Below are 19,324 nucleotides of genomic sequence, written 5' to 3'. Positions count from 1 at the left end.
GCGCTTCACGCCCCAGCGAGGATAAATCCCCTCGCCACACGTCTATTCGCGGGGGACGAGATCCAGGCACACCGAGTTGATGCAATAGCGCAGGCCCGTGGGCGGCGGGCCGTCGGGGAAGACATGGCCCAAGTGTGCGTCGCATCTGGCACAGACGACCTCGGTGCGGATCATGCCGTGGCTGATATCCCGCACTTCCACCACCGCACTTCCCTCTATCGGCACATAGAAGCTCGGCCAGCCACAGCCGGAATCGAATTTGGTCTGCGAATCGAACAACGGTTCGTTGCAGCAGATGCAGTGGTACACGCCGTCGGTCTTGGTGGCGTTGTATCTACCGGAGAACGGCCGCTCGGTGCCTTTCAGCCGGCAGACGTTGTACTGCTCCGGGTCGAGCATGGCACGCCATTCTTCAAGGGTTTTCTCCAACTTTTCCATCGTCCTACCTCGGCAATTGAAAAAGCCCGATCCGACGCTTTTCCGCGGATCGGGCGGCACGTATGATTGCGCCTCGTCAGACGCCAGTCTGGCAGTCACGCCATGCGCATTCAAACGGATTGTGACGCCCATACCGCGTCAGGCCTGGGCACAGGCGCAGGATCCCCAGTACGGTAGTTCACTCACCGCCTGGATCGTTCATTTTCAGGAACACATCGCCATGCAGGTCAGCAAATCGAACAAGCTCGCCAACGTCTGCTACGACATTCGCGGCCCGGTGCTCAAGCACGCCAAGCGCCTGGAAGAGGAAGGCCATCGCATCCTCAAGCTGAACATCGGCAACCCGGCGCCCTTTGGTTTCGAAGCGCCCGATGAAATCCTCCAGGACGTCATCCGCAACCTGCCGACCGCCCAGGGCTACAGCGATTCCAAGGGCCTGTTCAGCGCCCGCAAGGCCGTGATGCAGTACTACCAGCAGAAGCAGGTCGAAGGTGTCGGCATCGAAGACATCTACCTGGGCAACGGCGTCTCAGAGCTGATCGTGATGTCGATGCAGGCGCTGCTCAACAACGGCGACGAAGTGCTGGTGCCAGCGCCGGACTACCCACTGTGGACCGCCGCCGTGAGCCTCTCCGGAGGCAACCCGGTGCATTACCTCTGCGACGAGCAGGCCAACTGGTTCCCTGACCTTGCGGACATCAAGGCCAAGATCACACCGAACACCAAGGCCCTGGTGATCATCAACCCGAACAACCCGACCGGCGCCGTGTATTCCAGGGAAGTGCTGCTGGGCATGCTGGAGCTGGCCCGCCAGCACAACCTGGTGGTGTTCTCCGATGAAATCTACGACAAGATCCTCTACGACGATGCCGTGCACGTGTGCACCGCGTCCCTGGCACCGGACCTGCTGTGCCTGACCTTCAACGGCCTGTCCAAGTCGTACCGGGTCGCCGGCTTCCGTTCCGGCTGGATCGCCATCTCCGGTCCCAAGCATCACGCCCAGAGCTACATCGAAGGCATCGACATGCTGGCCAACATGCGCCTGTGCGCCAACGTGCCGAGCCAGCACGCAATCCAGACGGCACTGGGCGGCTACCAGAGCATCAACGACCTGGTATTGCCCCCGGGCCGGTTGCTGGAACAGCGCAATCGTACCTGGGAGCTGCTCAACGACATTCCCGGCGTCAGTTGCGTCAAGCCGATGGGCGCGCTGTATGCCTTCCCACGGATCGACCCGAAAGTCTGCCCGATCCACAACGACGAAAAGTTCGTCCTCGACCTGCTGCTGTCGGAAAAGCTGCTGGTGGTCCAGGGCACGGCCTTCAACTGGCCGTGGCCGGATCACTTCCGTGTCGTGACCCTGCCGCGGGTCGATGACCTCGACCAGGCCATCGGCCGGATCGGCAACTTCCTCAAGTCCTACCGCCAGTAAGCCAGACAGCGTGCGAGGCCTCCTTGCCTCGCACGCTGTCTGATTCAGCAACATATCCGTTCCGATGACGCCGACTGGCCTTCTACACTCAAGGCTGGATGGCCGGCGCGCACCCCCGTTCAACGTTCACGGGGGCTGGCGCCCCATTTTTTTTCCCTCGTCACTTTCAGAAAAGTCTTTCAATCATTTAGGACGCCTGTAGGACACAGTTTGAAATAGTCGCTCAGTTGAATCGCCTGCGGCAGCACCTTATATACCCCGCATGACGCTACATCTTAAGCATGAGGAGAATTCCACCACCATGATGCGCATCCTGCTGTTCTTGGCCACTAACCTGGCGGTCGTGCTGATTGCCAGCATCACCCTGAGCCTTTTCGGCTTCAACGGGTTCATGGCGGCCAATGGGGTTGACCTCAACCTCAATCAGCTGCTGATCTTCTGTGCGGTGTTCGGTTTCGCCGGTTCCCTGTTCTCGCTGTTCATCTCCAAGTGGATGGCGAAGATGAGCACTGGCACCCAGATCATCACTCAGCCGCGCACTCGCCATGAACAATGGCTGCTGCAAACCGTCGAGCAGCTGTCCCGCGAAGCCGGTATCAAGATGCCCGAGGTCGGGATCTTCCCCGCCTACGAGGCCAACGCCTTCGCCACTGGCTGGAACAAGAACGACGCCCTGGTCGCCGTCAGCCAGGGTTTGCTCGAGCGGTTTACACCCGACGAAGTCAGGGCCGTGCTGGCCCACGAGATCGGCCACGTCGCCAATGGCGACATGGTGACCCTGGCGTTGATCCAGGGCGTGGTGAACACCTTCGTGATGTTCTTTGCCCGGATCATCGGTAATTTCGTCGACAAGGTGATCTTCAAGAACGAAGAAGGCCAGGGCATGGCCTACTACATCGCGACCATCTTTGCCGAGCTGGTCCTGGGTATCCTCGCCAGCGCCATCGTCATGTGGTTCTCGCGCAAGCGCGAGTTCCGCGCCGACGACGCCGGTGCACGCCTGGCCGGCACCGGTGCCATGATCGGCGCCCTGCAACGCCTGCGAGCCGAACAAGGCTTGCCGGTACACATGCCCGACACCCTGAACGCCTTTGGCATCAACGGTGGCATCAAGCAGGGCCTGGCGCGCATGTTCATGAGCCACCCGCCTCTGGAAGAGCGGATCGAAGCCCTGCGCCGTCGCGGCTGAGCATGATCGTTCCCACGCGCTGCGTGGGAACGCAGCCTGGGACTCTATGTGTCCCAAGGCTGAATGCGGAGCGTCCTTTTGGGGCGCTCACCCGCGCTTCAACGACTGGAAATCCGATACACCCGCTCATCCAGCCTCGTCACACCCGCCTGCAAAAACTTCCAGCTCTCCCCCAGTACATCCTGCACCTGCAAGACCTCCAACTGCCAGGCACCTCCCAGCAGCCGCTGCACCTCGTCATCTCCCACGGAGAACGGTGGGCCAGGCATTTCATCCTGGGTGTAATCGAGGGTAATCAACAGGCCGACGCCGCGGGGCAAAATGCTCTGCAGGTGAGCCGCATACTGTTCCCGCATCGGCACAGGCAAGGCGATCAGCGCCGCGCGGTCGTACAACGCCGAACAGTCAGCCACATCACCCGGCTCCAGGGCGAAGAAATTACCGCAGCGAATCTCGATACCGGCGGCACGAAAGACCTTGAATGCGCCCTCCTCGCTCACGCTCGGCTCAAGCTGATGCTCAAGGAAAAAATCAGTCGCGGCCTTTTCCGACAACTCCACCCCCAGCACCGAATACCCTTGCTGGACGAGCCAGATCAGATCCAGGGTCTTGCCGCACAGCGGCACCAGCACACGACTGCCCTGGGCCACCCCCAGTTGCGGCCAGAAACGTTGCAGGTAAGGGTTCACCTGCGGCGAGTGAAAGCCGATCTGGTTCGATGACCAACGCTTGTGCCAAAACTCGGGCTCCATGTTTCCCTCCAGAAGTTCGATCAAAACGGGCTAAAACTTATATTAGATTCCGATCATAGTCCTGACGGAAGATGACGGCATCTTAACGCTCAGGAGCCCGCTCATGCTGCCCAGCCTGTTTATCTCCCATGGCTCACCGATGCTCGCGCTGGAGCCTGGCGCCAGCGGCCCGGCATTGGCTCGCCTCGCCGCACAATTGCCCCGGCCCAAGGCCATCGTCCTGGTGTCCGCCCATTGGGAGAGCGACGAACTGTTGGTCAACGCAAACCCGCAGCCTCGCACCTGGCATGACTTCGGTGGCTTCCCTCCGGCGCTGTACCAAGTGCAATACCCGGCAGCAGGCGACCCGGCGTTGGCGGCCCAGGTCGCAGAGCTGCTCAACGCCGCGCACCTACCGGCACGCCTCGATACCCAGCGGCCCGCCGACCATGGCGTCTGGGTGCCGTTGTCCTTGATGTACCCCGAGGCCGACATCCCGGTGGTGCAGGTGTCTCTGCCCAGCCGCCAGGGTCCCGCGTTGCAGACCCGGGTCGGCCAGGCGTTGGCAAGCCTGCGCCAGCAAGGTGTGCTGCTGATCGGCTCCGGCAGCATCACCCATAACCTGCGCGACCTGGACTGGAATGCTGGCCCTGAAAGCGTCGAACCCTGGGCCCAGGCCTTTCGCGACTGGATGGTCGAGAAACTGGCAGCCGACGACGAGCCCGCGCTGCATGACTACCGCCGCCAGGCGCCCCATGCCGTGCGCAGCCACCCCAGCGATGAACACCTGCTGCCGTTGTATTTCGCCCGGGGGGCGGGAGGCGTGTTCAGCGTTGCCCACCAAGGGTTCGAGATGGGGACGCTGGGAATGGACATCTACCGGTTTGACTGACCGGTAGACCGGCTCGCGAAGGGCCTCAACGCCCTTGAGCGCCGTCACCCGGCAACAGGCAAAAAAAATCCCCGAACCAGTCGGGGATTTTTTTCGCTCAATCAGCCCAGGGGCCGATCAATCTTCGCGGTAGCGACGCAGCTTGAGTTGCTTGCCGGCCACGCGGGTGTCCTTGAGCTTGGTCAGCAGTTTTTCCAGGCCATCTTCCGGCAGTTCAACCAGGCTGAAGCTGTCACGCACCTGGATGCGACCGATGGCCTCACGCGCCAGGCCACCTTCGTTGAGGATGGCACCCAGCAGGTTCTTGGCCGCGATGCCGTCACGGGCACCCAAAGCGGTACGGCAGCGAGCGCGGCCTTCGGCCAGCGGGATCGGTGCGCGACGCTCACGGTCACCACGGTCCGGACGATCGCCACTGCGCTCAGGACGGTCGCCACGCGGTGCGCTGTTCGGCACCAGTGGACGTTCCTTCTCGATGGCCGCCAGGTTCAGCGCCTGACCATTGGTGGCCTTGCGCAGCAGGGCAGCAGCCAGGGCACGCGGAGTGCAACCGATGTCGGCAGTCAGGCGGTCGAGCAGATCACCATGGGTCGATTCGGCATCGGCCACCAGCGGCGACAGGCTGTTGGTCAGTTTCTTGATGCGCGCATCGAGCACGGCCTGGGCGTCCGGCAGGCGAACCTCGGCCACTTTCTGGCCGGTCACACGCTCGATCACTTGCAGCATGCGGCGCTCACGCGGGGTGACCAGCAGCAGTGCACGACCTTCGCGACCGGCACGGCCGGTACGGCCGATACGGTGGACGTAGGATTCCGGATCGTACGGCATGTCCACGTTGAACACGTGGGTGATACGCGGAACGTCCAGGCCACGGGCAGCCACGTCGGTCGCCACGACGATGTCCAGGCGGCCATCCTTGAGGGAGTCGATGACGCGCTCACGCTGGTTCTGGGCAATGTCACCGTTCAGCGCGGCAGCCTTGTAGCCTTTGGCTTCCAGGGCGCTGGCCAGGTCCAGGGTCGCTTGCTTGGTACGAACGAACATGATCAGGGCGTCGAAATCCTCGACTTCCAGCAGGCTCAGCACGGCAGAAGTCTTCTGGTCAGCGTGAACCAGCAGGTGAGCCTGCTCGATCGCGGTGACGGTCTGGGTCTTGCTCTGGATCTTGACGTGTTTCGGGTCTTTCAAGTGACGCTCGGCGATCGCACGGATCGACTGCGGCAAGGTGGCCGAGAACAGGACGGTCTGACGGGTTTCCGGCATGGCCTTGAAGATGACTTCCAGGTCGTCCATGAAGCCCAGCTTGAGCATTTCGTCCGCTTCGTCGAGAACCAGGTGGTTCACGGTGGCGAGGACTTTCTCGTCACGACGCAGGTGGTCGCACAGACGGCCAGGGGTGGCGACAACGATTTGTGCGCCATTACGGATTGCTTTCAGTTGTGGGCCCATCGGCGCGCCGCCGTAGACAGCCACGACAGTCACGCCTGGCATTTGCTTGGCGTAGGTTTCGAAAGCGGTTGCAACTTGCAGCGCCAACTCACGAGTTGGGGCCAGGATCAGAGCTTGCGGCTCGCGCTTGGACGGATCAATGCGGTGCAGGATCGGCAGGGCGAACGCGGCGGTCTTACCCGTACCGGTTTGCGCCTGGCCAATCATATCGTGACCGGCGAGGATGATCGGGATCGACTGCTGCTGAATGGCCGAAGGCTCTTCATAGCCGGTAGCGACTACTGCAGCGACAATATTGGGATGAAGTTCAAGAGCGGCGAAGCCGCCGATTTCCTGGGTCATGGGTCTGCCTCTAAGTGCATCCGCAAAGACCCATGCTCCAAAGCTGCGCATGCCGTGTTGAGACTCAAGAGTCGCCCTGGCAGCTTTGTCGGCGGGGATTTGCGAAAACGAATGAATGAAAAAGAACGTCGTGGGTGTGTCCGTTGTGCGGACATGCAACCGAAGTTGCCTTCGAAATTGCGCTACCTTGACGCGGCCCGGCTAAAGGCCGGCGCGCACTATACCGGAATTCGCCCGAAAAGGGAGCTTTTTTTAATCCAGCTGAAACGCTTCATCTCAGTAATGTGGCAAGGAGATTTATCCCCTCGCCACAGGAGCCGCCGAGTTTCAAGTCGCCGGCCGAATCGCCTTGATCAGCGGCAGCAAGGAATAACCCAGCTGTGGCGAGAGCGCTTCGGCGCGGGCCACCAGGCCTTGCATGTCCAGTGCCTGGTCCAGGTCCGCCGGGACGATCAGGATCACGTTGCCCTCCTTCACTGGCAGTTCCCAGTAATGCCGGTGGTACAATCCGCGCAACAGCGCCGCGCCCAAGGGCTTGCCATCGTCGGTGGCCCATTGGTTGATCACCAGCCAGCCGCCCGGGTTGAGGCGTTTCTGGCAGTTTTCCAGGAAGCCCCAGGCCAGGTGCCCGACGCCAGGGCCGACGTCGGTGTAGAGGTCGACGAAAATAAGGTCAGCCGGCTCGGCGGTCTCCAATAGCTCCAGGGCGTCGCCGATGCGGATGTACAGGCGCGGATCGTCATCCAGGCCCAGGTATTCAATCGCCAGGCGGGGCACGTCGGGACGCAGCTCGATGGCCTCGACGTCCTCCAGCGGCAGGAACTTGAGGCAGGCCTGGGTCAGCGTCCCGGCCCCCAGCCCGAGGAACAAGGCACTGTCCGGTTGCTCATGGCACAACGCCCCGATCAGCATGGCGCGGGTGTAATCGTATTCGAGCCAACTGGGGTCGGCCGTGAACACGCAGCTTTGCTCGATGGCATCGCCGAACTCCAGAAACCGGTAATCGGCCACTTCGAAGACCCGGATCATGCCGAACTCGTCGTGCACCTCGGCGAGCAGATGCTCGACGCGTTCCTCTGTCATTTCATCTCCTGATGGTTGCCGCACCGGCGGCGCAAAAGCCGTGATTGTCCGCGAAGCCACGCAAACAGGTCACGCACTAATTTGCTGCTAACATGGCTGTCCGAGCGTAAACCACCTTAGAGATCATGATGAGCCAACCCTGGAGCCCTGACAGCTGGCGCGCCCTGCCGATCCAGCAACAACCCCGTTACCCCGACGCCGCGCACCTGTCGCGGGTGGAGCAGACCCTGGCCAGTTATCCACCGCTGGTGTTTGCCGGTGAAGCGCGGGAGTTGCGCCGTCAGTTCGCCGAGGTGACCCAGGGCCGGGCGTTTTTGCTGCAAGGTGGCGATTGCGCCGAGAGCTTTGCCGAGTTCTCGGCGGCGAAGATCCGCGACACCTTCAAGGTCCTGCTGCAAATGGCGATCGTCATGACCTTTGCCGCCGGCTGCCCGGTGGTCAAGGTCGGGCGCATGGCCGGACAGTTCGCCAAGCCGCGTTCGGCCAACGATGAAACCATCGACGGTGTCACGCTGCCAGCGTACCGGGGCGATATCGTCAACGGCATCGGCTTCGACGAAAAAAGCCGCGTACCGGACCCGGAGCGACTGCTGCAGTCCTACCACCAGTCCACGGCCACCCTGAACCTGCTCCGCGCCTTCGCCCAGGGCGGTTTCGCCGACCTGCACCAGGTGCACCAATGGAACCTGGACTTCATCGCCAACTCGGCCCTGGCGGAAAAATACAGTCATCTGGCCGACCGCATCGACGAGACCCTGGCCTTCATGCGCGCCTGCGGCATGGACAGCTCGCCACAACTGCGCGAAACCAGCTTCTTTACCGCTCACGAGGCGCTGCTGCTCAATTACGAAGAAGCCTTCGTGCGCCGCGACAGCCTGACCAACGACTACTACGACTGCTCGGCGCACATGCTCTGGATCGGCGACCGGACCCGCCAGTTGGACGGCGCCCACGTCGAGTTCCTGCGCGGGGTGAACAACCCGATCGGGGTCAAGGTGGGGCCGAGCATGGACCCTGACGACCTGATCCGCCTGATTGATGCGCTCAACCCGGACAACGACCCGGGCCGCCTGAACCTGATCGCCCGAATGGGCGCCAACAAGGTCGGCGATCACCTGCCGCCGCTGTTGCGTGCCGTGCAGCGCGAAGGCAGGCAAGTGCTGTGGAGCTCCGACCCCATGCACGGCAACACCATCAAGGCCAGCAGTGGCTACAAGACCCGGGACTTCGCGCAGATCCTTGGCGAAGTGAAACAGTTCTTCCAGGCCCACGAGGCGGAAGGCACCTATGCCGGCGGCATCCACATCGAGATGACCGGGCAGAACGTCACCGAATGCATCGGCGGCGCACGACCGATCACCGAAGATGGGCTGTCGGACCGCTACCACACCCATTGCGACCCACGGATGAATGCCGATCAGTCGTTGGAGCTGGCGTTCCTGATTGCCGAGACGTTGAAGCAGGTCAGGCGCTGAACCTGACCGTTTTGTAGGGCCTGGCCTATGGCTTTCGCGAGCAAGCCCGCTCCCACATTGGACCGAGTCAGTCACTGATTTTGTGAACTCAACAGATCCTGTGTGGGAGCGGGCTTGTTCGCGAAATGGCCAGTTCAGTCACCACTTGACTGAGCCAATGCCTGGGCCAACCGAACCCCACTCACCCGCTGGCAGTTGAGCTGGACCCGCTCCAACCCCAGCCACCGGGCCATGCGACGCAGGTTCAGCGCCAAGGCCTGCACACCCTCCTCGTCCAACTCCGGTGCCTCCTCGTGCACCGCATGCACCGCCAGTCGGCCCAAGGCCCGCTCTGCCCGCAGGTCGACCCGCGCCGCGATGCGTTCGTTGTGCAGGAACGGCAAGACGTAGTAGCCATACACCCGCTTGTGCACCGGGGTGTAGATCTCCAGCCGGTAACGAAAATCGAACAGCCGCTCGGTACGGCTGCGCTCCCACACCAGGGAATCGAAAGGTGACAACAAGGCGCTGGCCGCCACTTTGCGAGGGATTTTCGCCGAGGGTCGACACCAGGCCACTTGCTTCCAGCCCTGCACCTGGCAGCGCACTAATTCGCCGGCCTCCTCCAGCTCGGCCAGGCGCCCACGGCAGTCCGCCGGTTCAAGGCGAAAGTAGTCGCGCAGGTCCTTTTCTGTACCCACCCCCAGGGCGTCGGCGGCGCGCATCAGCAACGCCCGTTGAGCCTGGGCCTCGTCCGGCGGCCCCTGTTGCAGAATTTCGGCGGGCAACACCCGTTCCGGCAAATCGTAGAGCCGCTCGAAGCCTCGCCGCCCCGCCACCGTCACTTCGCCTGCGGCGAACAACCATTCCAGGGCATGCTTCTCCTCGCTCCAGTCCCACCAGGGCCCGGCCTTTTCCTGGCGCGTGGACAAGCTGCCCGCGCCCACGGCGCCCTGCGCCCGGACCGACGCCAGCACCCGACGAATCACGTCCTGGCGCTCCTGCCCGAAACGCGCCAACTGCTGGTAGATCCCCTCGCCACGGGCGGCACGCTGCATGCGCCAACGCATCAGCGGATACAACGCCATCGGCAACAACGACGCTTCATGACCCCAATATTCGAACAGCGTCCGGCGTCGGCCCTGGCTCCAGGCCGCCTGGTCGAGTAAATCGGGGTTGTAGGTACCGAGACGGGAGAACAGCGGGAGGTAGTGCGAGCGCACCAGCGCATTGACCGAGTCGATCTGCAGGACGCCGAGGCGTTCGATCAGGCGATTGAGGCGCGAGGGTTGCACCGAAGCTGGCGGCGACCGCCCATCGAATCCTTGGGCGGCCAACGCCAGACGCCGGGCCTGTTTGAGGGTAAAGGACAGCGTCGCGGGCATGGAGATCTCCTTGTCTGCTCGCAACCTACCTCACCAATAAGGGGTTTGTGTAGGAAAGGATGGCTCATTTGTGCATCGGGTCATCCCAGAATGGCCGGACCACTTCCCGTTCCACGTCGGCACGGCTGACGCCAATGTCCTTGAGTGCCTCGTCGCTCATGCCGGCCAGCAGTTCACGTTCGTGGTGCAATTCGTACCAGCGGCTAAACTTGTGCATCAGCGCGCTGAGCGAGAAGCCATGGGAGAGTTTGTCTACCAGTAGATATCCTTTTTGACCTTTCATCGTGATGTCCTCCGTTGGGGATGGCTCAAGTCTCGCGCCAACGCTAAGATCAATCCAACGAATGTTTTTTATGCAATACATCTCGGAGATTGATCAATTGTCGAGTTACCCGAGCATCGATACGGAAGTGCTGCGCACCTTCGTCGCCATCGCCGACCAAGGCGGTTTCACCCGCGCCGGCGAATTGGTCAATCGCACCCAATCGGCCGTCAGCATGCAGATGAAGCGGTTGGAAGAGGATGTGCTGCAGCGGCGGCTGTTCGAGCGTGACGGGCGCCAGGTCAAGCTCACCGCCGAAGGCCAGGTGCTGCTCGGCTACGCCCGGCGGATCCTCAAGCTGCACAGCGAGGTGTTCAATACCCTGCGCGAACCGCACATGGTCGGCACGGTGCGCATCGGCACGCCGGACGACTACGTGATGCGGTTCCTGCCGGGGATCCTGCAGCGCTTTGCCCAGTTCTATCCCCTGATAGAGATCGAGGTGCACTGCGAGTCGTCCAAGCAATTGTTGCTTCGCCAGGACCTGGACCTGTCCATCGTCACCCGCAAACCGGGGGACGAAATCGGCCAGCTGCTGCGCAAGGAACGTTTTGTCTGGGCCGAAGCCGCGTGCTTCAACGTTCACGAACAGACGCCGTTGCCACTGGCGATGTTCAACAGCGATTGCTTCTGCCGGCAGTGGGCCTGCAACGCGCTGGATGCCATGGGCCGCGAGTATCGCGTGGCGTACAACAGTTCGAGCCTGTCGGCGCTCATGGCAGTGGTGGGCGCGGGCCTGGCCATCACCGCCCAGCTGGAAAGCCTGCTGACCCCGGACATGCGCGTGCTGGGCGAGGCCGAAGACCTGCCGGAATTGCCCGAGGCCAGCATCATGCTGATCCGCAACCTGCACAATCCGTCGCCGATCACCGAGTGCCTGGCCGAGCACATTGTCGAGGGCTTCAAACTTTAAGGGCGAGCAGCACCGCGCACAGCACCAGGAAACCGCAGAACAGCCCGCGCAGCAGCCGCTCGGGCAAGGCATGGGCCACCTTCACGCCCCAGCTGATGCTCAACAGGCCACCGACGGCCAGCGGCAGGCCGATGCTCCAGTCCACCTCGTGATGGAAGGCATACGTGGCGAGGGTCACGCCAGTGCTGGGCAAGGCCAGCGCCAGGGACAACCCTTGGGCAACGACCTGGGTGGTGCCGAACAGGCTGGTTAGGATCGGCGTTGCAACGACCGCCCCGCCCACACCGAACAACCCGCCCATGGCACCGGACGCCGCCCCCAATACACCGAGCCATGGCCAGCCATGACGCATCTGCGCCGAAGGCGGTGCCGTCGCGGTGAACATGCGGGCAAGGTTGTAGAGCGTCAGCGCCACCAGGAACGCCACGAAACCGATCCGCATGCTCTGGGCATCGATACCGACGGCCCAGATCGATCCGAGCCAGGCAAAACAGAAGCCCATGGACGCCAACGGCAGGACATGGCGCAGTTCGATACGATTGCGCTGGTGATAACGCCACAGCGCGAGCATGACATTGGGCACCACCATGACCAGCGCCGTGCCTTGGGCCAGTTGCTGGTCAAGCCCGAACCATACGCCCAGCACCGGAATTGCAATCAGCCCGCCACCGATGCCAAACAATCCCCCCAGGGTGCCCAGCGCGGCACCGAACAACAGAAACACCACAAACTCGATCACAGACGACTCCCCTTTCACCAAGGCGCTTATCCTACGCAGTCGCCGCCAGCGAGGGAACGCAACATCTGATCAGATCGTCAGAATTATCTGGCGCATTAAAGATTCGCCCGCTAGATTCAGCTCATCTCTGTTTGAAGGTTCTGCCATGACCACCCAGCGCGGCACCCCCGAAGCTTGCGAAGCCCTGTTGCTCGACAACCAGGTCTGCTTCGCCCTGCATTCCACCTCCTTGATGATGACCAAGGTCTACAAGCCGTTGCTCCAGGCACTGGGCCTGACGTATCCGCAATACCTGGCAATGATGGTGCTGTGGGAAAAAGATGGCCTGACTGTCGGTGAAATCAGCACCCGCCTACTCACCGATCCCGGCTCCCTCACCCCATTGCTCAAGCGCCTGGAAGCCGAAGGCCTGTTGAGCCGCACCCGCAGCCGCGAAGATGAACGCGTGGTGATCGTCGAACTCACCGAGCAAGGCCGTGCCCTGCGCGAAAAAGCCCTCGGCATCCCCCAATGCATCCTCGCCGCCAGCGGCCAGACCATGGAGCAGTTGAAAAAACTGCAACTCGAGCTCCAGGCATTGCGCAGCCATCTGCAAGACACCCTGTAGCCATCAGAACGTCCCGGTGGAGCGAGCCGATTCAGCACTTCGATAGCTGACACACCGTTTCGCGAGCAGACTCGCTCCCACCCTGGATCTTGGATAGGCGTACGTCCAGCTGCCCACCTGCTCGCGAAAGCGCCAGCCCTTCCACCAAAACCTTCCCTCACCAAAAAAATCTCACCCCCTTCAAACAGCTCTAACTCAATAGTTTCAGCCTGATGAAAGGCCTTTCGCCAAAACTTTCTTGAAAATTTATATTGCGCGCAAAACATTAGCGCTATACATTCTCTTCACACCTACTTAGCGCGCAAACATTTAGCGCAAAACATCAACCAGAAATGAGGATTTCACCATGCAAACACTCTATACCGCCATCGCAACCTCCACCGGCGGCCGTGATGGCCGTGCGATCTCCAGCGACAACATCCTCGACGTCAAACTCGCCACCCCCAAGGAACTCGGCGGTGCCGGCGGTGCGGCAACCAACCCTGAACAACTGTTCGCCGCCGGCTACTCGGCCTGCTTCATCGGCGCGCTGAAATTCGTCGCCAGCCAGGGCAAGCGCAAGATCCCGGACGACGCCTCGATCACCGCCCATGTCGGCATCGGCCAGATCCCTGGCGGTTTCGGCCTGGACATCGACCTGCACATCAGCCTGCCGGGCCTTGATCAAGCCGATGCCCAGGCGCTGGTCGACGCAGCCCACCAGGTCTGCCCGTACTCCAACGCCACCCGTGGCAACGTCGATGTGCGCCTGCACGTCACGGTTTAACCCACCGTTCCCGAATTCGAACCTAAGGACGCTCACATGAACACGCTCAGCAAAGCCTTGACCGGTACCCTCCTCGCCCTCAGCGTCAGCAGCGCTTTCGCCAACGGCATCGTGGAACACAACACCCAGGCATTTCTCGATGCGCTGAACGCCGGCACCGGCAAGCCACTGGAACAACTGTCGCCCAAGGACGCTCGCGCCGTGCTGGTGGGCGTCCAGGCCGGGGTCAAGCTGACCTTGCCCAAGGCCGATGTCAGTGAGAAGACCATCCAGGCCGATGGCCAGTCGATCAGCCTGACCATCGTCCGTCCGGCCGGGGTCAAGGGTGAGTTGCCCGTGTTCATGTTCTTCCACGGCGGCGGCTGGGTGCTGGGCGATTTCCCGACCCACGAGCGATTGGTTCGGGACCTGGTGGCGGGTTCGGGTGCTGTCGCGGTGTTCGTCAACTACACGCCTTCACCTGAGGCGCATTACCCGGTGGCGATCAACCAGGCCTACGCCGCGACGAAATGGGTGGCCGAACACGGCAAGCAGATCAATGTCGACGGCAAGCGCCTGGCGGTGGTCGGCAACAGCGTGGGTGGCAACATGGCGGCCGTCGTGGCCCTGATGGCCAAGGACAAGGGCACCCCGGCGATCCGCTTCCAGGCGCTGTTGTGGCCAGTGACCGACGCCAACTTCGAGACCGCGTCCTACAACCAGTTCGCCGAAGGGCATTTCCTCAGCAAGAACATGATGAAATGGTTCTGGGACAACTACACCACCGACGCTGGGCAACGCAGCGAGATCTATGCCTCGCCGTTGCGGGCCAGTACCGCCCAGCTCAAGGGCCTGCCGCCAGCGCTGGTCCAGACCGCCGAGGCCGATGTCTTGCGTGATGAAGGTGAAGCCTATGCGCGCAAACTGGACGCCGCCGGAGTGCCGGTCACGGCCGTGCGCTACAACGGCATGATCCACGACTACGGTTTGCTCAACGTGGTCAGCCAAGTGCCAGCGGTGCGCTCGGCGATGTTGCAAGTGTCGCAAGAGCTCAAGCAGCACTTGAAGTGACTGCACGCCGAAACTCTTGTGGCGAGGGAGCAAGCTCCCTCGCCACGGGCGATTGGGTGCCTAGTCCCGAAATAAAAAAGCCCGACTCGATGGTCGGGCTTTTTCATGCAAAGGCTTCGCTTATTTAGCGCGGCCTTTGTAGGAACCGCCTTCGCGGGTATCGATCTCGATCATGTCACCGATTTCGATGAAGTCGGCCACCGACAGTTCGGTACCGTTCTTCAGTTTGGCAGGCTTCATGACCTTGCCGGAAGTGTCGCCGCGAGCGGAACCTTCGGTGTAGTCAACCTGACGCACGATGGTGGTCGGCAGCTCTACGGACACCAGGCGCTCTTCGAAGAACACGGCTTCGCAGACGTCGGTCATGCCTTCTTCCACGAATGGCAGAACGCTTTCGATGTCTTCGGCGTTCAGCTCGTACATGGTGTAGTCAGTGGTGTCCATGAACGTGTAGGTGTCGCCGCTGATGAAGGACAGGGTCGCTTCCTTGCGGTCGAGGATCACGTCGTCCAGTTTGTCGTCCGCACCGTAAACGGTTTCGGTCTTGTAACCGGTCAGCAGGTTCTTCAGCTTGGTCTTCATGATCGCGCTGTTACGACCCGACTTGGTGAATTCAGCTTTCTGAACCAGCCAAGGATCGTTGTCGATACGAATCACGGTACCGGGTTTGAGTTCTTTACCAGTTTTCATTGCGAATATCCGAATTTGGATGGGATTTACAAAAATCTAGGCCGCGTATCATATCCAATTTCCATAAAACTTCACCAGCGCCGCGGCAAGATCGGGTCGCGAGGCCTGTTCCAGACACCACGCCTGGGCATGTTCGGCCAGTTCCTGCTGCTGTTGGCGGGTCGATCGCCAGTGTTCGGCCATGTCCTGGCCGGCATTCCAGGCCCGCCAAAGACCGCTGATCGCATTTTGCGCCGCCTCCGAAAGACCCTGGGTGTACAGCCTGAGGAAAGCCTCGAGTTTTTCCAGGTGAACGTCTTCTTCCTGCTGGTAGATATGCCAGAGCAGTGGCCGGCCGGCCCATTGGGCACGGACGAAGGAGTCTTCGCCACGCACCGCATTGAAATCGCAGCACCACAGCAGTTGATCGTATTCGTCCTGGCGGATGAACGGCAGCACCTGCACCGTCAGGGCGCCACGTCGATGCACCGCACCCACGGCCAGGCCATCGACCCCGAGCCAGCGCTGGACATCCCCCAGCACCCGCCCTTCGGGCACCAGCACGTGAAACGCCTGGGTATCGGCGGCCATGGCGTCGAACCAACTGGCGAGCCCGGTGTTTTCATAGGCAAACAGCGAGATCAGGCACGCATCGGGCGACCGATCGACGCCCAGCCCCTGTAGGAAAAGCGTCTGCGCCTGGGCATCCAGCTGAAATTGCCGACGGCGCTCCAGCAGGCCCGCTTCGCGCAGCAAGCCTCCGGTGCCCTGCGCAAAGCCCGGGAAAAAGAAATACTTCTGCACGTGGTGGTACTTGACCGACGGCAAGCCGTGGCAACCGATTACCCAGTCTTCGGCACTCAGGTAGTCGAGGTTCATCCACAACGGCGGTGTCGGGCGCTCGGCCATTGCGTCCATGTAGGCACTTGGCAGTTGGCAAGCGAACGCGGCAATCACCACGTCGGCGGCTTCGGTGGTCGGCCATTGCTGCGGCCAGTGGCGCACCTCCACACCCTGCTGCCATTGCTCGGACAACGTGGTGTCGACCTCCGGGCACAGCCGCTCGAACGCCCGCAGGTCGTCGACCCACAGCCGCACCACGCATCGATGCTCGGCCACCAGTTGCCGAGCCAGGCGCCACGTGACGCCAATGTCGCCAAAGTTATCGACGACGGTGCAAAAAATATCCCAGCGCACGGTCATTCCCGACTCCCTGTGGCAAAGGCCTGATTGTCCCGAATAAACCAGGCATGCAGAAGAGCCGACGGCGATTAATCTTCATGCGACAATCACTCCCTGCCCATGCCCATGCCCCTGCCAGGAAGCAGCCATGTCTGATTACCCGCCCGCCCCACGTCTTTCAGCCTTGAAACTGACCGTCAGTATTGCCCTTGGCCTGTGGCTGGGGTTCCTTGCCATTGTCCTGACGGGCTGGCTCATGTCGCGATTGTTCCTGGGTGAAACCCTGGCGCCGGTCGCCGCTGCCGTGCATCAACTGGCACAACCACCGGCGGCGCAACCGGCCCCGCCACCGCCCACGCCAATGTTCGAGCAATACCAGCAGAACCTGCAACGCAACGAGCAGCGGCAAGCGCTGGACCAGGTCCGCAACAACCCCCGCAACCTGTCCAACCCCAAGTGCCAGTTCTGGTTGCAACAGGACCAGAACGCGCCCAGCGAAAAAAGCCGCGCCAACGTGCTGCAATTCTGCGAATGAGCATGAACAAACAGACCGTCCACCAACTGATCCTGGACAAGCTCAGGATCGATCTCGACATCGCCGAACGCGCGGCCCTGACCGCGTATGAAACCGCGACCCACGAAGAAAACATCGCCGAGAACAAATACGACACCCTCGGCCTTGAGGCCGCCTACCTCGCCGCCGGCCAGGCCAGGCGCGTGGAGGAAATCCGCCAGGCCCTCACCCGTTGCCAGAACCTTTCGCCCAGGCCCTACAGCGAGCAGCGCGGGATCGAGGTCGGTACGTTGATCGGGCTGGAAGATGAAGACGGCCGCCAGCAGTGGCTGTTCCTGGGGCCGGACGCGGCGGGGTTGAAGGTCTCGCTGGTGGGCCAGCCGATCACGGTCATCACCCCTCGCTCGCCGCTGGGCCGGGGCCTTCTGGGCAAGTTCGAAGGGGATGAAGTGGAGATTGTCGTGGCGGGCGCCCGGCAACAGTTCGCTGTCACCGAGGCGATCTAGAAAGCTGGCTTAATGCACGGGCAGTTCGACGCCGTCGAACAGCTCTTCGAGTTCCTGCTTGTTGTGGCACTGGATGGCCTTGGCCATGACTTCACGGGTCAGGTGCGGTGCGAACTTCTCGATGAAATCGCACATGAAGCCACGCAGGAAAGTACCGCGACGGAAACCGATCTTGGTCACGCTGGACTCGAACAACTCGCTGGCATCCAGCACCACCAGGTCATTGTCGAGCTTGGTGTCGACCGCCATCTTGGCCACGATGCCCACGCCCAGGCCGAGGCGCACGTAGGTCTTGATCACGTCGGCATCGGCGGCGGTGAACACCACCTTGGGGGTCAGGCCGCGATGGCTGAAGGCTTCGTCAAGCTTCGAACGACCGGTGAAACCGAAGACGTAGGTCACGATCGGGTACTCGGCCAGGGCTTCGAGGGTCAGCTTCGGCAACTTGGTCAGGGGATGGCCCTGGGGCACGACCACACAGCGGTTCCAGCGGTAGCACGGCATCATCACCAAGTCGCCGAACAGTTCCAGGGCCTCGGTGGCGATGGCGAAATCCACGGTGCCGTCGGCGGCCATTTCGGCGATCTGCATCGGCGAGCCCTGGTGCATGTGCAGCGCCACGTCCGGGTATTGCTTGATGAAGTTGCTGATCACCGGCGGCAGTGCATAACGGGCCTGGGTGTGGGTGGTGGCGATCGACAGGGTGCCTTTTTTCTCGTTAGAGAACTCCTGGGCGATCTGCTTGATGCTTTCGACCTTGCGCAGGATCTCGCCGGCCGTGGTGATGATGCGCTCGCCCGCCGGGGTTACGCGGGTCAGGTGCTTGCCGCTGCGGGCGAAGACTTCGACGCCCAGTTCGTCTTCCAACAGGCGGATCTGTTTGCTGATGCCGGGTTGTGACGTGTACAGGCTCTGGGCAGTAGCGGAAACGTTGAGGTCGTGGTGCGCCACTTCCCAGATGTAGCGCAGTTGTTGAAGCTTCATATGTATCCCTCAAAGCAGTTGGACGCCACGGGCATCAGCGACGGTATATAACTATATGAAAGGTTTTGGCAATAAATCTAGAACTTTTTATAAAAAGCCATCATTTAGCCTCAAGCCTCTCCCTGGCGTCGACGCTGCACCAGCGGCACGAGGTAGACCGGCACCCGGGACAACTGCAATACCCGGGCGGCAGTCCTGCCCAGGGGGCTTTCTCCATTGGCCCCCTGGCAATGACTGCCGACGATCAGCAAATCGACCGAGAGCTTCGCAGCCTGCTCGAGGATGACCTGGGAAGGATCACCCTGGAAAACCCTGACCGACTTGATCAGTTGCAAGTCCTGCTGCCCTTCGCCCAACTCCTCGCGAAAACTGTCGAGCACCCGTTGCTCAATGTTGGCCATCACCGTATTCAGACCTTGGCGATGAAATTCGTTCAGCGCCTGCTCGTCGAGATAGCTTTGCAACACCGATTCGGCGAACAACCCCATCGGCTCTACCGCATGCACCACATACAACTCGGCTTTAAACGTCCGTGCCAACGCCAAGGCATGCTGCATCACATAAGGGGCGTAGAGCCCCAGGTCTGTGGCGTACAGCATCGAACGGATCATGTGACCTCCTCGCGTGCCAGAATGGCGGAGATGGATTGAGCTTAGCAGCGCCTTCGCCAGCACGAC

General features: G+C 61.6%; 20 protein-coding genes and 1 pseudogene. 10 read left to right on the top strand and 11 right to left on the bottom strand.

The annotated features are described in order from the left end of the window. Nucleotides 1–42: 42 nt before the first annotated feature. Complete coding sequence (msrB, locus tag V5F23_RS08225) at nucleotides 43–438, bottom strand: peptide-methionine (R)-S-oxide reductase MsrB (RefSeq protein WP_042730443.1); 396 nt, start codon at nucleotides 436–438, stop codon at nucleotides 43–45. 220 nt (nucleotides 439–658) lie between these two features. Between msrB and V5F23_RS08220 the strand changes: the two genes are divergently transcribed. Together V5F23_RS08220 and htpX are read left to right on the top strand one after the other, a co-directional pair. Beyond that, nucleotides 659–1,870, top strand: coding sequence for a pyridoxal phosphate-dependent aminotransferase (locus V5F23_RS08220; protein WP_042730444.1), 1,212 nt, complete (start codon nucleotides 659–661; stop codon nucleotides 1,868–1,870). A gap of 301 nt (nucleotides 1,871–2,171) precedes the next feature. Then, the gene (gene htpX, locus V5F23_RS08215; protein ID WP_042730445.1) at nucleotides 2,172–3,059 is read left to right on the top strand and encodes a protease HtpX; all 888 of its coding nucleotides are present in this window, start codon (nucleotides 2,172–2,174) and stop codon (nucleotides 3,057–3,059) included. A 98-nt stretch (nucleotides 3,060–3,157) separates the two neighbouring features. On the opposite strand, the gene V5F23_RS08210 is transcribed toward htpX, so the two are convergent. Then, nucleotides 3,158–3,811: a thiopurine S-methyltransferase gene (locus V5F23_RS08210; protein WP_338497967.1), complete on the bottom strand. Its 654-nt coding sequence runs from the start codon at nucleotides 3,809–3,811 to the stop codon at nucleotides 3,158–3,160. A gap of 103 nt (nucleotides 3,812–3,914) precedes the next feature. Between V5F23_RS08210 and V5F23_RS08205 the strand changes: the two genes are divergently transcribed. After that, complete coding sequence (locus V5F23_RS08205) at nucleotides 3,915–4,682, top strand: class III extradiol ring-cleavage dioxygenase (RefSeq protein WP_042728306.1); 768 nt, start codon at nucleotides 3,915–3,917, stop codon at nucleotides 4,680–4,682. Nucleotides 4,683–4,799: 117 nt separating this feature from the next. Here the strand turns inward: V5F23_RS08205 and V5F23_RS08200 are convergent. After that, a pseudogene (locus tag V5F23_RS08200) lies at nucleotides 4,800–6,507 on the bottom strand (DEAD/DEAH box helicase). 293 nt (nucleotides 6,508–6,800) lie between these two features. Next, nucleotides 6,801–7,556 (bottom strand): spermidine synthase, encoded by a 756-nt coding sequence (locus V5F23_RS08195; protein WP_042728308.1) that lies wholly within the window; start codon nucleotides 7,554–7,556, stop codon nucleotides 6,801–6,803. 128 nt (nucleotides 7,557–7,684) lie between these two features. Here V5F23_RS08195 and V5F23_RS08190 point away from each other — a divergent pair, with 128 nt between their 5' ends. Further along, nucleotides 7,685–9,031, top strand: a complete 1,347-nt coding sequence (locus tag V5F23_RS08190; protein WP_042728309.1) for a 3-deoxy-7-phosphoheptulonate synthase class II — start codon at nucleotides 7,685–7,687, stop codon at nucleotides 9,029–9,031. Between the two features lie 134 nt (nucleotides 9,032–9,165). Here V5F23_RS08190 and V5F23_RS08185 read toward each other — a convergent pair whose 3' ends face one another. Both V5F23_RS08185 and V5F23_RS08180 read right to left on the bottom strand, forming a co-directional pair. Then, complete coding sequence (locus V5F23_RS08185) at nucleotides 9,166–10,395, bottom strand: winged helix-turn-helix domain-containing protein (protein ID WP_338497961.1); 1,230 nt, start codon at nucleotides 10,393–10,395, stop codon at nucleotides 9,166–9,168. Nucleotides 10,396–10,459: 64 nt separating this feature from the next. Further along, entirely contained in the window at nucleotides 10,460–10,678 is a 219-nt protein-coding gene (locus V5F23_RS08180; RefSeq protein WP_042728311.1) for a DUF1127 domain-containing protein, read from the bottom strand. Nucleotides 10,679–10,775: 97 nt separating this feature from the next. Here V5F23_RS08180 and V5F23_RS08175 point away from each other — a divergent pair, with 97 nt between their 5' ends. After that, entirely contained in the window at nucleotides 10,776–11,630 is an 855-nt protein-coding gene (locus tag V5F23_RS08175) for a LysR substrate-binding domain-containing protein (protein WP_172679721.1), read from the top strand. Here the strand turns inward: V5F23_RS08175 and V5F23_RS08170 are convergent. Further along, entirely contained in the window at nucleotides 11,620–12,369 is a 750-nt protein-coding gene (locus V5F23_RS08170) for a sulfite exporter TauE/SafE family protein (protein ID WP_042728313.1), read from the bottom strand. The two genes, V5F23_RS08175 and V5F23_RS08170, sit on opposite strands and share 11 nt — an antisense overlap. 145 nt (nucleotides 12,370–12,514) lie before the next feature. Between V5F23_RS08170 and V5F23_RS08165 the strand changes: the two genes are divergently transcribed. The 3 genes from V5F23_RS08165 (at nucleotide 12,515) to V5F23_RS08155 (ending at nucleotide 14,792) form a co-directional block, all read left to right on the top strand. Continuing rightward, nucleotides 12,515–12,976, top strand: a complete 462-nt coding sequence (locus V5F23_RS08165; RefSeq protein WP_338497959.1) for a MarR family transcriptional regulator — start codon at nucleotides 12,515–12,517, stop codon at nucleotides 12,974–12,976. Between the two features lie 346 nt (nucleotides 12,977–13,322). Further along, the gene (locus tag V5F23_RS08160; protein ID WP_047737518.1) at nucleotides 13,323–13,742 is read left to right on the top strand and encodes an organic hydroperoxide resistance protein; all 420 of its coding nucleotides are present in this window, start codon (nucleotides 13,323–13,325) and stop codon (nucleotides 13,740–13,742) included. Nucleotides 13,743–13,778: 36 nt separating this feature from the next. Continuing rightward, nucleotides 13,779–14,792, top strand: coding sequence for an alpha/beta hydrolase (locus V5F23_RS08155; protein ID WP_338497955.1), 1,014 nt, complete (start codon nucleotides 13,779–13,781; stop codon nucleotides 14,790–14,792). Between the two features lie 120 nt (nucleotides 14,793–14,912). Here the strand turns inward: V5F23_RS08155 and V5F23_RS08150 are convergent, their stop codons facing one another. Then, nucleotides 14,913–15,482 (bottom strand): elongation factor P, encoded by a 570-nt coding sequence (locus V5F23_RS08150; RefSeq protein WP_003226785.1) that lies wholly within the window; start codon nucleotides 15,480–15,482, stop codon nucleotides 14,913–14,915. Between the two features lie 48 nt (nucleotides 15,483–15,530). After that, entirely contained in the window at nucleotides 15,531–16,664 is a 1,134-nt protein-coding gene (earP, locus tag V5F23_RS08145; RefSeq protein ID WP_338474443.1) for an elongation factor P maturation arginine rhamnosyltransferase EarP, read from the bottom strand. Nucleotides 16,665–16,791: 127 nt separating this feature from the next. On the opposite strand from earP, the gene V5F23_RS08140 reads away from it, so the two are divergent. Together V5F23_RS08140 and V5F23_RS08135 are read left to right on the top strand one after the other, a co-directional pair. Then, nucleotides 16,792–17,178, top strand: a complete 387-nt coding sequence (locus tag V5F23_RS08140; RefSeq protein ID WP_042728318.1) for a hypothetical protein — start codon at nucleotides 16,792–16,794, stop codon at nucleotides 17,176–17,178. 2 nt (nucleotides 17,179–17,180) lie between these two features. After that, on the top strand, nucleotides 17,181–17,663 hold the full coding sequence (locus V5F23_RS08135; RefSeq protein WP_042728319.1) for a GreA/GreB family elongation factor: 483 nt from the start codon (nucleotides 17,181–17,183) through the stop codon (nucleotides 17,661–17,663). A gap of 9 nt (nucleotides 17,664–17,672) precedes the next feature. Here V5F23_RS08135 and cysB read toward each other — a convergent pair whose 3' ends face one another. Together cysB and V5F23_RS08125 are read right to left on the bottom strand one after the other, a co-directional pair. Next, nucleotides 17,673–18,647 carry an HTH-type transcriptional regulator CysB gene (cysB, locus tag V5F23_RS08130; protein WP_003183769.1) on the bottom strand — a complete coding sequence of 325 codons (975 nt, stop codon included), beginning with the start codon at nucleotides 18,645–18,647 and terminating at the stop codon, nucleotides 17,673–17,675. Nucleotides 18,648–18,757: 110 nt separating this feature from the next. After that, entirely contained in the window at nucleotides 18,758–19,258 is a 501-nt protein-coding gene (locus tag V5F23_RS08125; RefSeq protein WP_042728320.1) for a universal stress protein, read from the bottom strand. Nucleotides 19,259–19,324: the final 66 nt, after the last annotated feature.

Source organism: Pseudomonas sp. WP18 (assembly GCF_036689585.1).
In the GTDB taxonomy this organism is placed as follows: Bacteria; Pseudomonadota; Gammaproteobacteria; order Pseudomonadales; family Pseudomonadaceae; genus Aquipseudomonas; species Aquipseudomonas chlororaphis_E.
Note: the sequence above shows the minus strand (reverse complement) of the source record. Positions and strands in the feature narration are given on the sequence as shown.